Raw genomic sequence first — 13,628 nt, forward strand, 5'->3', positions numbered from 1 at the left:
GTGCACATCCATGGCCACAGGAAACGGTTCTGCCGCACGGGCCAAATCCCAAGGACAACGCCTGGCCGACAGCCGCGCCATGGACATCACGGCCCGGGTCGGACTCTGCGCCCGAGGGGTGATCTATGTGCTGGTGGGGGCCCTGGCCATTCAGATCGGCTTCGGCGACAAGAGCGGCCAGCAGGCCGAGCGATCCGGCGCGGTGGGGACCATCGGCGAGCAGCCGTTCGGTCGCGTCCTGCTGTGGGCGCTGGTGGTGGGGCTGGCGGCGATGGCGCTGTGGCGGCTGTCCGAGGCCTCGTTCGGACCAGCGGGGTCGGACAGTGGCAAGTGGACGGTGCGCCTGGGCTTCCTGGGGTTGGCGGTGTTCTACGCCGTGATCGCCATCGCCGTGGTGCAGACCGTCCTGGTCGGCGGGTCCTCCGGAAGCCGCTCCAGCAACGAGACCTCCAAGGAGTACACCGCCAGGGTGCTGAACTGGCCCGGCGGCCGGGTGCTCGTCGGCGCGGTCGGAGCCGTCCTGATCATCGTCGGCGTGGTGATGGCCGTGCGCGCCGCGATGCGCAAATTCGAGGAGAACCTCCGGACGGACAAGATGAGCGAACCAACACGCCGTGTCGTCGCAACGCTGGGCATCATCGGCGGCGTCGCCTGCGGCGCCGTCGCAGCGGTCACCGGCCTGTTCATCCTTCTCGCCGCGGTGAAGTTCGACCCCAACCGCGCCAAAGGCCTCGACGAGACACTGCGCTCGTTCGCCGACACACCCGCCGGACCCGTGCTCCTCATCGCCGCGGCGGTCGGCCTCGTGCTGTTCGGCCTCTACTCGTTCTGCGAAGCCCGCTGGCGCACGGCCGCCGAACACCCGGACCCAACCGAGCCGTAGCCGCAAGCGTCTCGGCCAAGCAGCCGACCGGCCCCGGGCGTCCGGGGCCACGCCCGGAGCCGTGAGCAGCACCGACGGCTCGATGTTCCAGCGTGCCCGCGAGGGGACTCGATCCCCTCTGCCACGGCTGCGCTCCGCCCCTCCGAAGCCCGGTCGGCTGCCCCGCCGCCGGCGCTGGCCGCGCCGTTCGCACGGCGACGCCATCGACCGTGGTAGTCAACACCCATGCCGATGAAGCCTCCCGAGCCCGAGGGCCGTTCGTCCCTGTTCGGGCGGCTGCGCCGTAGGGTCGGCCGGTCGCCGGCCGGGCGTGGATGGCGGCAGGGCAGCAACCTCGAACTGTGGCAGCGGTCGCTGGGGTTCGCGGCCCTCGGGTTCCTCACGCTCGTACCGCTGCTGATCGTCATCTCAGCGGCCGACCCGGCGAACGGCCAGGGCTTCGCGCAATGGCTGGGCGAAGGACTCGGCGTCTCGGCGACCTCCAGGAAGAAGGTCGAGCAGCTCATCGCCCTACCCGGCCAAACCCTGCGGACCACCACCGCGTTCAGCCTCGCCGCCCTCGCCGTCTTCGGTCTCTCGTTCGGAGCGACGGTGCAGACCACCTACGAGAAGATCTGGGGCCTGCCACCGGCCCGCTGGTGGGCCAGGTGGCGGCACGTCGTGTGGCTCGCCGCCCTCATCGGGCTCCTCCTCCTGTCCGCGACCACCGCCCTGTGGCGGCAAACCCCGGCCGGCGGCCTCGCCGCGGTGCTGAGCGCCGCCCTGTTCACCTGGTGGTCGCAACGCCTCCTGCTCGGCGGGCGCATCCGCTGGAGAGCCCTGCTGCCCGGCGCAGTGGTCACCGCGGTCGGGCTGCTCGGCCTGAGGGTCTTCTCCCGGCTCGTCTTCTCGCCACTGATCGCCACCAACACCCTCGCCTACGGAGCGATCGGCACCGTCCTCGTCATCCAGTCCTGGCTCGTCGGCGTCGGCGCCGTCGTGTACGGCGGCGCACTGACCGGCCGACTGCTTCACGAAGAACTCCCCCGTCTGGCAAACGTTCTGAAACAACGAAGGTGACGCTCGAACGGGCCTGTCGATCTCTCGGGGCGACTGCGACTTCCGAGCCATTTGTCACCCAGAGTGCTTCAACCAGCGTCAACACCCTCAGACCTCAAGACGTTGACCGTTGCTTCAACTTCGATGAAAGCAAGTGACGTTGCTCAACGACATGTACTCCGAGGCCGTCCTCGAAGCGGATTGCATCGAAGTCTCTTCCCCACGCGACCTCCTCCCTCGCCCCCGACACCTACGCCGGCCACGTGGACCGCGTCGAGGGGGCCTGATCCCCGCCTTCGGCCACTACCGGCTCCCCCAAGTAGAAGGCCGACCGGCGCCGCGCCACCATCGATCGAGTCGTCGCCCCCTGCCCCACGCGCCTGACAGGTAGTGCGCTGGCGTGCCAACTCCTGGGCGCGAGCGGGAAACCCGGCCGATCGATCCGACCGTAGTTTCGGGGTGTGCCGAAGCCGCGAGTGCGGTGGGCGCTCTACCGATTGTTCCGAGAGGATCCCTCATGTTCGACATCACCAAGGTTCAGGCTGCCCCGAGCACGGACCTGCTCACGCCCGACAACGCGGTCATGCTCTTCGTGGACCACCAGCCGCAGATGTTCTTCGGCACCGGCAGCGGTGACCGTGCCGCGATCATCAACAGCACCGTGGGGCTCGCCAAGGCGGCTCGGGCTTTCGATGTTCCGGCCGTCCTGACCACGGTGGCCGCCGAGTCCTTCTCCGGGCCTCTGCTGCCGCAGCTCGCCGAGGTGTTCCCCGAACACGAGGTCATCGACCGCACGACCATGAACGCCTGGGAGGACGAGGCCCTCGTGGCCGCCGTCAAGGCGACCGGACGCAAGAAGATCATCCTCGCCGGTCTGTGGACCGAGGTCTGCCTGGTGCTGCCGGCACTGTCCGCGCTGGAACAGGGGTACGAGGTGTACGTCGTCTCCGACGCCTCCGGCGGCGTCAGCCCGGCCGCTCACGAGCACGCGCTGCAGCGGATGATCGCCGCCGGCGCGGTGCCGGTGACCTGGGTGCAGGTGCTCCTGGAGCTGCAGCGCGACTGGGCGCGTCAGGAGACCTACGGCGCCGTCATGGAGATCGTCAAGGCCCACGCGGGCGCGTACGGCCTCGGGGTCGTGTACGCGCAGAGCGTCATCGGCGCGCACGCCGCGGGCTGATCTCCGTGGACACCGGCATTCTGATCCTGCGCCTGCTGGTGGGCCTGCTCATCGCCGGCCACGGCGTGCAGAAGATCAGCACGCACCTGGGCGGCAGGGGGCTTGAGGGCGGCACCGAGGAGTTCCGTGCCGACGGCTTCCGCGGCGGAGCGCTCACCGCCCTGGCGGCGGGCGGTGGCCAGATCGGATCCGGCCTGCTGCTCGCCGCCGGCGCCCTGACCCCGCTCGCCGCGACCGGGGCCGTCGGGGTCATGACGGTCGCGCTCACCGTGAAGTGGCACCACGGCCTCTGGGTGCAGAACGACGGGTACGAGTACCCGCTCGTCCTCATCGGCACCGCCGTCGCCCTGGCCGCGACCGGACCCGGCGCATGGTCCCTCGACGCGGCCCTCGGCCTCACCCCGTACCCGCTGTGGTGGGCCGGCCTCGTGTTCGTGGCCGGCCTCGGCAGCGGGCTGCTCACCCGGCTCGTACTGCACCGCCGGGCCCCGGCGGCACCGCGGACCGCCGCCTCCGGCGGCCGCTGAGCACGAGCCGCGACAGACCGGGTCCGGCCGCCCTGCGACCCCCGCGCGGGCGGCCGGGCCCTCCCGCTTTCCACACCAGGAGTTACCCGATGGAAACCGCGACCACCGCATCCACCACCGCGTCCTCACGCGGCGGCGGTCAGCCGCTGCTGCACCAGAAGGGTGGCGAGACCCAGGCGTTCGGCACGCTGAAGCAGCTGCCGATCGGCCTCGGCCACGACACCCGTATGTACGCCTGCCAGCGGCTGAACCGCGTACTCGCCGACACGCAGATCCTGTACTCCCTCTACAAGAAGCACCACTGGCTCATGCGCGGGGCGACCTTCTACTCGCTCCACCTGATGCTGGACAAGCACGCGGAGGCCCAACTGGCCATCGTGGACGCGCTGGCCGAGCGGATCCAGAGCCTCGGCGGCGTCGCCGTCGCAGACCCGCGCCACGTCGCGGAACTGACGGCCGTTCCGCGGCCGCCGAACGGCGTGGAGAAGGTTCCCGTCATGCTGTCGAGGCTCCTCGACGCGCACGAGCGGATCCTGATCGACGCGCGGGACGCCGCCGCCCGGATCTCGGCGGAGGGCGACGAGGGCAGCACCGACCTGCTCGTCTCCGAGGTCGTCCGTACCGGCGAGACGCAGGTGTGGTTCCTGGCCGAGCACCTCGTGGACACCCCTCTGGTGCAGGGCTGATGGCGGACACGTACGACGACGTCGTGGTCGGCGGCGCCGACGGCGGACAGGCCGGCCGGCCGGACGCTCCCCCGGGACGCCGCTTCGAACCCGACCTCCGGTCGATGACCCGGATCAACCTCCGCCCCATCGCCTCCCCCATGCCGCTGGGCTTCTTCACGGTGGCGATCGCCTCCGTGATGACGGGGTGCATGCAGCTCGGGCTCTTCGACACGGAGGCCCGCGGCGCCGTCGCCCTGTGCGTGCTGCCGGCCTTCGCGCTGCAGTTCCTGGTGAGCGTCCTGGCGTTCGGCGCCCGGGACGTGATCGCGGCGACGCTGATGGGCGTCTTCGCCGGCAGTTGGCTGGCCTACGCGCTCGTCATGTTCAGCGGCTCGGCCGACGGTCTGCGCGTGCTGGGCGTCTTCAACCTCGCGCTCCTGGTTTTCGGGGTGCTGATGACCGCCGTGACACGGCCCAAGCGCGCGCTGTGGCTCGTCCTGCTGGTCTCCCTGCCACGCTGGGCGACCACCGGTCTGTCAGGTCTCACCGGCGCCGAATGGCTCACCCGCACGTCCGGTGCCCTCGGCCTCGTGGTGGCGATCGTCGCGATGTACACCGCCTTCGCCCTGATGCTGGAGGACATGCGCAGTGAGGAGGTCCTGCCCATCGGCCGCAGCGGGCCGGCCCACACCGCTGTCGAGGGCGACCTCGCGGTCCAGCTCCGCAACCTGGAACGCCAGGCCGGCGTGCGACGAACGCTCTGACCGTCCCGCGCTCACGAACACCGCAACCGCACCGTCACAACGACTGAACAGGAGTTCCCCCATGTCCCGATCCGCCGAACCCACCGTCGTGCTGGTCCACGGCGCCTTCGCCGACGCCTCCAGCTACGCCCGCGTCATACCGGAGCTGACCGCCGCAGGCCTGAAGGCAGTGGCCCCCGCGGTGCCCAACCGCGGCCTGGTGGAAGACGCCGCGTACATCGCCTCGGTGATTCGTGCCGTCGACGGCCCCGTGGTCCTGGTCGGCCACTCCTACGGGGGCGCCGTCATCACCCTGGCCGGCGTGGAGGAGAACGTCCGGGCACTCGTCTACCTGGCGGGGTACGCGCTGGAGGAGGGCGAGAGCCTGGGCGAGCTGCAGGGGCGCTTCCCCGACTCCGGCCTCGCCGACGCGCTCGTCTTCACGCCGTTCCCCGTGGCCGGATCCACCGAGGCCGGCACCGACGTCTCGGTGGATGTCGAGCGGTTCCCCGCCCTCTTCGCCGCCGACGTCGACCCCGGGCTCGCCGCGGTGCTCGCCGTCTCCCAGCGCCCCCTGGCCGCGCGGGCCTTCTCGGAGGCGGCCCCGGTCGCGGCCTGGAAGAGCAAGCCGTCGTGGGGCCTGGTCGCCACCTCCGACCGGACCATCAACCCCGACGTGGAGCGCTACGGCTACGAGCGGGCCGGCATGACCACCGTCGAGGTCGATTCCTCGCACCTGGTCATGCTCGCCCGGCCCGAGGCTGTGGCCGCACTGATCCAGGACGCGGCTCGGTCCGTCACCCGCTGACCCGCCCGCGCCGCCGGTGCCCGTGCCGAGACCACCCCCGGTGGGGGCTCGGCACGGGCACACAAGCCTCTGACCTCGAACGATTGGTTGATTATGTTCGAACGCTGATAGCTTCGGTCCGCCCCCGGGAACACTCGGCGGGCGAACGGAGGAAGCACACCCATGAGGTTCGGCGCGAGGCTCGCGCTCGCCGTCATCGCCATCGTCGTCACGGCCGCCGCATGTGTCGCCCCTCCCAGCGGTTCTTCGTCAGGCGAGGCCGGGGACTGCGGGCCGTACGCGCGGTACGGCAGCCACCCCGCGACCCACGTCACCGTCTACGCGTCCAGCCGGGACCGGGAAGCAGACCTGTTCGAAGAGACCTGGGCCGGCTTCGCCGCCTGCACGGGGATCGACGTCCAGTACGAGGGAAACGGGGAGTTCGAGGCCCAGATCCAGCTCCGGGTCGAGGGCGGCCACGCCCCCGACGTGGCGTTCTTCGCCCAGCCCGGGCTCCTGGAACGTTTCGCGCGCGGGGGAGAGCTCGAACCCGCGAGCGCGGAGCTCGTCTCCCTGGCCGAACAGGGCTGGTCGGCGGACTGGAACAGCTACGCGACCGTGAACGGCACCCTCTACGGCACTCCGTTGGTCGCGAACGTGAAGTCCTTCGTCTGGTACTCGCCGAAGCTCTTCCGCGACAGGGGGCTGACCGCCCCCCGCACCTGGGCCGAACTGATGGACGTGACGGAGAAGGTCGCCGCATCGGGGGTCAATCCGTGGTGTGCGGGCCTCGAATCCGGCGAGGCCACCGGATGGCCCGTGACGGACTGGATCGAGGACGTCCTGCTCCGCCAGCAGGGGCCGGACGTCTACGACCAGTGGGTCTCCCACCGGATCCCGTTCAACGACCCGCGAGTGATCCGGGCCATGGACACGGTGGGATCCATCCTCAAGAACGACCGCTATGCCAACGGCGGCTACGGACCGGCCCGCTCGATGGCCTCGATCTCCTACCAGGACGGCGGCACGCCGATCCTCTCCGGCGACTGCGCGATGCACCGCCAGGCGTCGTTCTACGCCGAGCACTGGCCGAAGGGCACCCGGATCGGACCGGACGGGGACGTTTTCGCCTTCCTCCTTCCGGGGGTGGACACAGCCAGCAAGCCCGTCCTGGGCGGAGGGACGTTCGCCGCGGCGTTCTCCGACCGCCCCGAGGTGCGAGCCTTCCGGGAGTACCTGGCGAGCGCCGACTTCGCCGAAGCGCGGATGAAGAAGGGCCCCTTCGTCTCCGCGAACAAGGGAGTGGATCCGGCCGACGCCGCCGGCCCGATCGACAAGCTCTCGATCCAGCTGCTCCAGGATCCCCGGACACAGTTCAGGTTCGACGGTTCCGACCAGATGCCCGCGGCAGTCGGTGCGGGCACCTTCTGGAAGGGAGCCGTCGACTGGATCAGCGGCAAGGACACCGAATCGGTGGCGGCGGCCATCGAACGGTCCTGGCCGAGCCACTGATGTCGTTCGACGTCGTCGCTCAGCAACCCAAGCTGGCCCACCTTCTCCAGGGCGTCGTCGCGTTCTCGGCCGTGGTCGGCCTGATCCTCCTGGCACTTCACCGAGGGCCGGTACGGAGGCGGGGCGCGGCCTTCCTGCTGCTGGCCCCCGCCCTGCTGCTGCTCACCGTCGGCCTCCTGCTGCCCGGCCTGCACACCCTGGGCCTGTCGTTCATGGACGACGAAGGGGACACCTGGGTCGGCGTCGACAACTACGTGTGGATGTTCACCGACCCCGAGGCGCTGATCGCGCTGCGCAACACCCTGGCGTGGGTGGTGCTCGTGCCCTCGCTGGTGACGGGGATCGGTCTCCTCTACGCCGCGGCCGTCGTACGTGCGCGGTTCCGGGTGCTCGCCCTGTCCCTCGTCCTGCTGCCGATGGCGATCTCGTTCGTCGGCGCCGGCCTGGTCTGGAAGTTCGTCTACGCCTACCGGCCGGCCGGGGCGGAGCAGATCGGGCTGCTGAACGAACTCGTCGTGGCGTTCGGCGGCGAGCCGAGACAGTGGCTCGTGGACTCCCCCTGGAACATCCTGTTCCTCATCGTGGCGATGGTGTGGAGCCAGGCGGGCTTCGCGGCCTTCCTGCTGGCGGGCGCGATCGCGGCGGTTCCCGGCGAGATCATCGAGGCGGCCCGGCTGGACGGCGCGTCACCGCGGCAGATCTTCCGGCACATCACCGTGCCGTCGATCAGACCCACGCTGCTGGTCGTCGTCCTCACCGAGGTGATCGGCACCTTCAAGGCGTTCGACATCGTCAAGACCATGACCGCCGGGCAGTTCGACACCGGTGTCATCGCCCACGAGATGTACGACCAGTCCTTCCGCTACGGCCGGAGCGGCCACGGCGCGGCCCTCGCGGTGCTGCTCTTCCTCCTCGTCACCCCTGTCGTGGCCTACAAGGTCCGTGCGCAGCGGAGCGCGGCGTGAGCGGGGCGGGCGGGAAGCGTGGCGTGAGCGGTGTCCGGGAGCGTCTGTCGTCCCGCGTGTTCTCGCTGGCCGCCGTGGTGGTCGCGATGCTGTGGACCGTGCCGACGCTCGGTCTGTTCCTCTCCTCGTTCCGTCCCGAAGCCGCGATCAAGACGACCGGCTGGTGGACCGTGTTCGGCTCGCCCCGCCTCACGCTCGCCAACTACCGTGAGGTGCTGTTCGGCACCGGGAACGCGTCGGGCCGGCTCGCCGACCACCTCGTCAACTCGATCGTCATCACATTGCCCTCGGTGCTGTTCCCGCTCACGCTGGCGTTCCTCGCCGCGTACGCCCTGGCGTGGATCGACTTCAGGGGGCGCGACGTGCTCGTCGTCGGCATTTTCGCGCTCCAGATCGTGCCCCTCCAGATGGTGCTCGTCCCGTTGCTGCGGCTCTTCTCCCGCGGATGGCTGTTCCTGCCCGCCTGGAACGCCACCGGAGCGGCTCGGTTCAGCCAGGTGTGGTTCGCCCACACGGTCTTCGCGTTGCCGTTCGCGGTGTTCCTCCTCCACAACTACCTGGCCGGACTGCCCCGTGACCTGATCGAAGCGGCCCGGGTCGACGGCGCGTCACACGCGACGCTGCTGCTCCGGATCGTCCTGCCGCTGGCCCGCCCGGTCCTGGTGACGTTCGCGGTCATCCAGTTCGTCTGGGTGTGGAACGACCTGCTGGTGGCGATGACGTTGTCGGGCGGGACCGCCGAGACCGCTCCGGTGACAGTCGGACTGGCGACCATGGCCGGGACGCGCGGCAACGAGTGGCAGCGGCTCACCGCGGGGGCGTTCGTGTCGGCGTTCGTCCCGCTGCTGGTGTTCCTCCTCTTCCGGCGGCACGTCGCCCGAGGCCTGCTCGCGGGGTCCGTCAAGGGATGACACCGCAGGAGACGAGCACGGGCTCCCGGCTGAGCCGGCCGGGTCTGCGCGGCCGGGAAGCCGAGCTGGAACAGCTGCGGGCCATGGTCGAGGCGGTGCGCGACGGCGACGGCAGTGGGATCGCCCTGCTCCTCGGCGAGCCGGGAATCGGGAAGACCGCCCTGCTGGAGGAGACCGTCTCGATCGCACGCGCCAGCGGGTTCGCCGTCAGCCGGGGGCGCGCCGAGGAGCTGCACGAGCTGGCACCGCTGGCGTCGCTGGCCTCGGGCCTGCTGCACGGCGACCCGCCGCTGCTGGCCCCGGAGGACTTCGCGCACCTGGCGGGCCACCACGACCAGCGCGTCTGGCTGGTGGAGCGGCTGGCCCGGCTGATCGAGGAGCGCTCGACGGGCGCGCCCACACTGATCGCGATCGACGACGTCCAGTGGACCGATCCGCTGAGCCGGTTCGCACTGAACGTCATGCCGGCACGACTGCTGGCCTCCCCGGTTCTCTGGCTGCTCGCGGGGAGGGAGAACCCGGACCTGCGCGGGGGCGCCACCCGGACGGCGACGCTCGCGCTGCGGCCGCTGTCCGGTGCGGCGCTCGCCGAGCTGGCGCGGGACGTACTCGGCGGGACGGTACCGGATCGCGTCACCGGGTTGCTCGACACCGCCGGCGGTAACCCCTTCCTCGCGACGGAGGTGCTGGAAGGCATCGCGGCGTCGGGTGCGGACGGGGCCGAGCCGCCGGAGCGGCTGGTGCTCGGGGTCCGCGGCAAGCTGTCCGCGCTCCGACCGGACACCCTCGCATTCCTGCGGATCGGCTCGGTCCTGGGCCGCGCCTTCCACCTCGCCGACGCCGCGGCCCTGTGCGGCAAGCCGGCCTCGGGCCTCATCGGCGAACTGCACGAGGCGATCGGCGCCGGACTCATCGAGGACGACGGCGAACGCCTCGTGTTCCGCCATGATCTGCTCCGGCAGGCGGTCTACGCCGACCTCGCGCCCTCCGCGCGGCGGGCACTGCACCGGGAGGCGGCGAGTCGGCTCGTCGCGGCGGGCCGCACCTCGGCCGACGCGGTCCCGCACCTGCTCAAGAGCGCCGAACCGGGTGACCGGGAGGCGATCCGGCTGCTCGGCCGTGCCGCCTCGGACGTGCTCACCGTCATGCCCGACCTCGCCGCCGATCTGTCCGTACGTGCCATGGAACTGGTGGCGCCCCACGATCCCGCGGAGTTCGACGTGGGTGAACGGGCCATCACCGCCCTCACCCGTGCGGGCCGGTACACCCGGGCACGGGAGACCGGCGACGTCCTCCTGGCACGGCAGCCCCCGTTGGACGTCTTCGCCCGTCTGCAGTCGGTCCTCGGGGACACGCTGTGGCACCTCGACGAAATCCATGAGCTGACCCGCCGCTCGACGGCCGCCCTGGGCGTCGTCACCGACCCGGCGGTCCGCGCCCGGCTTACCGCGCGACTCGCGCTCGCTCAGTCCCGCGGCCGCGACCTCGGCAGCGCTCGCGGGACCGCGGAACGGGCGTTCGCCGAGGCGGAGCGTGCGCAGGACCGGGAGGCCCGCGTCGTCGCGCTGTGGGGCCTGGGCGAGATCGCCCTCAACGCGGGCGAGTGTGCGTCCGCCGTCGACCATCACACGGCGCTCAGCGCGTTCGACGCGGCGTTCCTGCCCGAGGAGGTCGTCGCCCGTGTCCACCTGGACGACTTCGACACGGCCCGGCACCTGCTGCGGACGGCGGGCGACGACCCGCTGCGACCCGCGATGCTGATGTGGGCGCAGGGAAGCCTGAATCTGGGACTCGGGCGGCTCGACGACGCGGAGGCCGACCTCGTCACCACCGAGCGGCTGGAAGCGGACATCCACGTGCCCGCGAACCTGGTCAACATCCGCGTCCACCGGGGCTGGCTGGCGCTGCTGCGTGGCGATCGCGAAGCAGCGGAGGAACACGTCGAGGTCGTCAGGGCGGCGGTGGCCGGCCGGCCGAACCCGGGGAACCACGCCGCCCACCAGTACCTGGAGGCCCTCCTCGCCGACAACGACGGCGATCACGTGGCGGCGGCCGAACGGCTTCGATCCGCCCAGCGGGACCACCCTTTCGTCCGCTGGAGGCTCCTGCGCACCCGGTTCGTCGAGGCCGTGCGGATCGCCCTGCGTGCCGGAGACCGGGCCCTGGCCGTGGACCTCGCGGCCCAGGCGGCCGACTACGCCTCCCACAACCCCGCCGTGCCGACGGCACAGGGGACGGCCACTCACACGGCGGCGCTGGTGAACGCCGATCCCGGCCTTCTGGAACGGTCCGTCCGGATCCTTCTCAACGGGCCCCGGCCGCTGCACCTCGCGGCGGCCTGCGCCGACCTCGGCCGCGCGCTGTCGGCCGCGGGAGACGCCGCCGCGATACCCGCCCTGACGAGGGCGTACGAGGCGTACGCCCACGCTGGGGCCGGCTTCGAGGCCGACAGGGTCCGGGCGGAACTGGACCGGGCCGTGACGGGCTCCGGCCGGCGTCCGGCCCGCCCTCGCCCCAGCCAGGGGTGGGACGCGCTCACCGCTTCGGAACGCAAGGTCGCCCGGCTCATCGCCGCAGGACACACCAACCGGTCGGCCGCTGCCGCCCTGGTCGTGTCTCCGCACACGGTCAACACGCATCTGACGTCGATCTTCCGCAAGCTCTCGGTGAACTCACGGGTCCACCTGACCCGGCTGGTCCTGGCGCAGGCCGAAGTCGACGCGGCCGGCCCGTCCGCGTCCGCGCACTCTGCGCCCGCGGGCAAGGCCCGGGGCGCCGCACGACAATCGGCGGCGCCTCCCCCGCCATAGCGTGACGGCATTCCGCGCCGCGACGACGCGCGGACCAGCCGAACCGAAGCGAGGAAGACACAGCCATGCCGTACATCACCGTTGGCCAGGAGAACACCACCGCCGTCGAGGTCTACTACGAGGACCACGGCACCGGCCGGCCGGTCGTGCTCATCCACGGCTTCCCCCTCGACGGCCACTCCTGGGAGCGCCAGAGCGCCGCGCTCCTCGACGCCGGCTACCGCGTCATCACCTACGACCGCCGCGGCTTCGGCCGGTCCTCCCAGCCGACGACCGGCTACGACTACGACACCTTCGCGGCCGACCTGAACACCGTGATGGAGACCCTCGACCTGAACGACGCCGTCCTCGTGGGCTTCTCCATGGGCACCGGCGAGGTCGCCCGCTACGTCTCCGCGTACGGCACCGCCCGCGTCGCCAAGGTCGCCTTCCTCGCCTCGCTGGAGCCCTGCCTGCTGAAGAGCGACGACAACCCGGACGGTGTCGCCCCGAAGGAGTTCTTCGACGGCATCGTCGCCGCGGTGAAGGCCGACCGCTACGCCTACTACACCGCCTTCTTCAACGACTTCTACAACCTCGACGAGAACCTGGGCACCCGCATCAGCGAGGAGGCCGTCCGCAACAGCTGGAACACCGCGGCCGGCGGCGGCTCCTTCGCGGCCTCGGCGGCGCCGTCGACCTGGTACACCGACTTCCGCGCCGACATCCCGGCCGTCGACGTCCCCGCCCTGATCCTGCACGGCACGGCCGACCGCATCCTCCCGGCCGAGAACACCGCGCGTCCCTTCCACAAGGCGCTCCCGTCCGCCGACTACGTCGAGATCGACGGCGCCCCGCACGGCCTGCTGTGGACCCACGCGGAGGAGGTCAACGCCGCGCTCCTCGCGTTCCTGGCGAAGTGAGGCCGCTCCCGCCCGCTCGCGCGCAGTGAGCCCCCGCCCGCGGCAGCCGGACGTCCGGCTGCCGCGGGCGCCGGCGCCGGACGATCAGGAGTCCTCCGGCTACGAGGCCCGCGATCACCGCATCCAGACAGGTTCAGGAGAGCAGAAGCATCATGCAGTTCGGCAGCTTCACCGTCGGGGGTTTCCGCGGGGTTGAGCACCCCTTCCTCCACCCGCCTGCTCGCTGACCGGCTGGCCGATTCGGTCCGCGACGAACTCGCCGTCCGGGGCCGCGCCGTGTCGGCCGAGGTCGTGGAGCTGCGCGAACTGGCCGGCGACGTCGCCAAACCATCTCGTGACCGGCTTTCCGGCACCGCGCCTGGCCGCCGCGATCGACGCGGTGACCGGAGCCGACGGCCTGATCGCCGTCACCCCCGTGTTCACGGCCTCCTACAGCGGCCTGTTCAAGTCCTTCTTCGACGTGATCGCCCCGGACGCCCTCGCGGGCAAACCGGTCCTGGTCGCGGCCACCGGTGGTACGGCTCGCCACTCCCTCGTGCTGGAGCACGCCATGCGACCGCTCTTCGCGTACCTGCGTGCCACTGCTGTCCCCACCGCGGTGTACGCGGCGTCCGCGGACTGGGGATCCGGAGGAGACGAGTACGCCGACGGCCTGCCCGGGCGAAGCCGCCGTGCCGCATACTGATCCGCCGTACCGCCGTT

Annotated in this window: 12 protein-coding genes and 1 pseudogene; all 13 read left to right on the forward strand. The window is 71.3% G+C overall.

Features of this window, described 5'->3' with window-relative positions:
* Window positions 1–10: 10 nt before the first annotated feature.
* Window positions 11–883 (forward strand): DUF1206 domain-containing protein, encoded by an 873-nt coding sequence (locus tag AC067J_RS34195; protein WP_478305901.1) that lies wholly within the window; start codon window positions 11–13, stop codon window positions 881–883.
* 225 nt (window positions 884–1,108) lie between these two features.
* On the forward strand, window positions 1,109–1,942 hold the full coding sequence (locus AC067J_RS34200) for a YhjD/YihY/BrkB family envelope integrity protein (protein ID WP_478305903.1): 834 nt from the start codon (window positions 1,109–1,111) through the stop codon (window positions 1,940–1,942).
* A gap of 496 nt (window positions 1,943–2,438) precedes the next feature.
* Entirely contained in the window at window positions 2,439–3,101 is a 663-nt protein-coding gene (locus AC067J_RS34205) for a hydrolase (protein ID WP_478305905.1), read from the forward strand.
* A 5-nt stretch (window positions 3,102–3,106) separates the two neighbouring features.
* Window positions 3,107–3,628: a DoxX family protein gene (locus AC067J_RS34210; protein ID WP_478305907.1), complete on the forward strand. Its 522-nt coding sequence runs from the start codon at window positions 3,107–3,109 to the stop codon at window positions 3,626–3,628.
* 89 nt (window positions 3,629–3,717) lie between these two features.
* The gene (locus AC067J_RS34215) at window positions 3,718–4,314 is read left to right on the forward strand and encodes a Dps family protein (RefSeq protein WP_478305909.1); all 597 of its coding nucleotides are present in this window, start codon (window positions 3,718–3,720) and stop codon (window positions 4,312–4,314) included.
* Complete coding sequence (locus AC067J_RS34220; protein WP_478305911.1) at window positions 4,314–5,060, forward strand: acetate uptake transporter family protein; 747 nt, start codon at window positions 4,314–4,316, stop codon at window positions 5,058–5,060. The genes AC067J_RS34215 and AC067J_RS34220 overlap by 1 nt, the downstream gene beginning before the upstream one ends.
* A 61-nt stretch (window positions 5,061–5,121) precedes the next feature.
* Window positions 5,122–5,847 carry an alpha/beta fold hydrolase gene (locus AC067J_RS34225; protein WP_478305913.1) on the forward strand — a complete coding sequence of 242 codons (726 nt, stop codon included), beginning with the start codon at window positions 5,122–5,124 and terminating at the stop codon, window positions 5,845–5,847.
* A 162-nt stretch (window positions 5,848–6,009) separates the two neighbouring features.
* Entirely contained in the window at window positions 6,010–7,338 is a 1,329-nt protein-coding gene (locus AC067J_RS34230; protein WP_478305915.1) for an ABC transporter substrate-binding protein, read from the forward strand.
* A complete protein-coding gene (locus AC067J_RS34235) occupies window positions 7,338–8,303 on the forward strand; it encodes a carbohydrate ABC transporter permease (protein WP_478305917.1) in 966 nt (321 codons plus the stop codon). The genes AC067J_RS34230 and AC067J_RS34235 overlap by 1 nt, the downstream gene beginning before the upstream one ends.
* 23 nt (window positions 8,304–8,326) lie before the next feature.
* Window positions 8,327–9,214, forward strand: a complete 888-nt coding sequence (locus AC067J_RS34240; protein WP_478305919.1) for a carbohydrate ABC transporter permease — start codon at window positions 8,327–8,329, stop codon at window positions 9,212–9,214.
* Window positions 9,211–12,024 carry an ATP-binding protein gene (locus AC067J_RS34245; protein ID WP_478305921.1) on the forward strand — a complete coding sequence of 938 codons (2,814 nt, stop codon included), beginning with the start codon at window positions 9,211–9,213 and terminating at the stop codon, window positions 12,022–12,024. Before AC067J_RS34240 ends, AC067J_RS34245 begins: the two co-directional genes overlap by 4 nt.
* Window positions 12,025–12,089: 65 nt before the next feature.
* Complete coding sequence (locus AC067J_RS34250) at window positions 12,090–12,926, forward strand: alpha/beta fold hydrolase (RefSeq protein ID WP_478305923.1); 837 nt, start codon at window positions 12,090–12,092, stop codon at window positions 12,924–12,926.
* Window positions 12,927–13,118: 192 nt separating this feature from the next.
* A pseudogene (locus AC067J_RS34255) lies at window positions 13,119–13,602 on the forward strand (CE1759 family FMN reductase); the annotation flags it as partial.
* Window positions 13,603–13,628: the final 26 nt, after the last annotated feature.

This window comes from Kitasatospora sp. NPDC042419 (genome assembly GCF_056437345.1).